General features: G+C 69.6%; 2 protein-coding genes and 1 pseudogene. 2 read left to right on the forward strand and 1 reads right to left on the reverse strand.

Features of this window, described 5'->3' with window-relative positions:
* A partial coding sequence (locus ACFU7Z_RS38815; protein ID WP_380782868.1) for an ALF repeat-containing protein occupies positions 1 to 928 on the reverse strand: 928 nt, incomplete at its 3' end.
* Between the two features lie 539 nt (positions 929 to 1467).
* Here ACFU7Z_RS38815 and ACFU7Z_RS38820 point away from each other — a divergent pair.
* A complete protein-coding gene (locus ACFU7Z_RS38820) occupies positions 1468 to 1959 on the forward strand; it encodes a hypothetical protein (protein ID WP_375877572.1) in 492 nt (163 codons plus the stop codon).
* Between the two features lie 50 nt (positions 1960 to 2009).
* Positions 2010 to 2284 (forward strand): annotated as a pseudogene (locus ACFU7Z_RS38825) (hypothetical protein); the annotation flags it as partial.

Consider the following 2284-nt stretch of genomic DNA (forward strand, 5'->3'; position numbering starts at 1 on the left):
CCGCGTAGGCGGCGGCCCGCGCACCCGCGTTGGCCGCACGGGCTGCCGCCATCGCCGTCCGCGCCGCCGCACCCGCGCGCTCGGCCGCCGTCGCGGCCTTGTTCGCCGCCTCCGTCGCCTTGGCCGCGTCGTTGCCGGCCTTCTGCGTCTCCGACGCGGCCAGTGCGGCGGCCTCCATGGCCTTCTGCGCCTCGTAGACCGCCTTGTCCTTGGCCTCGATCGCCGCCGCAGTCTCCTGCGCCGCCTGCGCGCCCGCGTCCTTCGCCTGCTGCACCAGCTGCGCGATGCTCGCACGCTCCTGGTCACGGCTCTGCGCGATGTACTGGCCGACCGCCAGGAAGTCGCGCACGTCCTCGATCGACCCGTTCAGCGCCGCACGTGCCGCCGCCTGGGTGTTCGTGCCGCCGTTGCTGAGGATCTGCACCAGCTTGAGCCGGTCGTCGGAATCCTTCGCCGGGAACTGTCCCTCGGTCAGGAACCGCTGCAGATCGTCACTGTTGTTGCTGCGCAGCGCCGCGTCACCAGCCGCCTGCAGGTTGCTGCCCGCGCCCATCGCGGGGTCGGTGAGCCGGGTGATCATCAGCCGCCGGTCGGCGTCGAGCGCCGCCTGCCAACCACCCTGCAGGAAGGCGCGCAACTCGTCGGGAGTTCCATCGATCGCCTTGTCCGCGGCCTCGCGGACCTTCGGCCCGCCCACACTGGAGATCTGTGTGGCGGCGAGCAGGTCGTCCAGGCGCTGGGTGCCGGCGAGGTCGTTGTCGACGAACCGCTTCACGTCCTGGTCGGAGCCCGCGAGCGCGGCCTCGGCGAGCTCGTGGACGCGAGGGCCGCCGTTGAGCCACGCGGTCAACGCACGCTCACGGGGGGTCGGTTGGACCTGCCCGCCGGTCGGCTCGGCAGCGACGGCGCTCTGGATGCCGGATCCCACCAGACCGGCCGTCAGGGCGAGCGGCAGCAGGCTCAGGGAGAGCCTGCCCAGTAGCGGCGGCCTCCCCCTCCCTTGCCGTCGCGAGCGGGATATCGATTGACGCACCGGAAAACCTCCACTGTCGACATCGGCCGAATCCCGGCCGCAGCGGAGCCTACGTCAAATGATGTCACGACAGAACGCTTACGAAGTCAAGAAGTTGAGAGTTGAGACACGTGCATTAAACCCCCTCAGTGGGCCCATATTTCGGCAAAGCGAGCGCATCGCCAGGAAGTGCCCAAGCTATTCGAAACTGTGACAGAGCGCCTGCTCGGGAGGGGTCTCCGGAAGAAAGATCTGGCGTGTCGTCAGCTTGATCTGGTTCGATGGGGCCGCATTCCGTCCTTGATCACGAAGGCGCCGAGTGGTTGATTCCGTGCATCCCCATCACCCATGACGCGCCATCACGACAGGTTGGTTCGCCTGCCATCAAGGGTGGTTCGCACCAATCCGTGGATCTGCCCGTCAGGGCAACACAAAATGAACGAAGAGGAATAGTCATGGCAAAGCGCATGTCCCGCTTGCTCGTTGGCGGTGCGGTCGCCGTGGCCGCCACGCTCGGCGCCACCGCACTGGCTTCCGCCGACGGCACTCCGGCGGACAACTCGGCCGCGCCGGTGGCGGTCGAGGACTTCAACTACCCCGGCCCGGCGCCGTACCCCAACGTCAAGCTGCTGCGCGGCGACGGCCACATCGTGCTGTCCGACTGCGCCGTCGACAGCCAGATCAGCGTGTTCAGCTTCGACCTGCCCAACGCCGGCGGCAACCAGATCTGCTTCCGCGCCACCAGCACCACCGGCTACCTCGCCCTGGAGGTGCCCAACGTGTTCCGCATCCGCACCGACGCCTACTCGCTCAACGCCAAGCTCACCAGCGTCGACGGCGCGCAGAGCGTCGACATCGCCAAGGGCACCGCCCTCCCCGTCGGGATCGGCAGCGGCTCCGGCAACGGCAAGCCGGCCGCCCTGCTCGAACTGCGCGTCACCGGCTGACCAGCACCGGCCCGTACCGCTCCCCGCTCACCTTCCCGATGGAGCCCCAGGTGACCCACACCCCCCTCCGCACGGCCAGAAGGACCGGCCGCGCCACCGCAGGCCGGTGGCTGGCCGCCGCCGCCGTGACCGCCACGGCCCTCGCCGGCGCCACCACACTCGCCGCAGCCGACACCACCCCCGCCGACAACTCCGCCGCACCGCCCGCGGTCGAGGACTTCGCCTACCCCGGCGCCGCCGCCATCACCAAGGTGAAGCTGCTGCGCGGCGACGGCCACATCCTGCTCGGCGAATGCTCCAAGCCCAACCAGATCCAGGTCTGGAC

The sequence above is a fragment of the Kitasatospora sp. NPDC057518 genome (assembly GCF_042802075.1).
In the GTDB taxonomy this organism is placed as follows: Bacteria; Actinomycetota; Actinomycetes; order Streptomycetales; family Streptomycetaceae; genus Kitasatospora.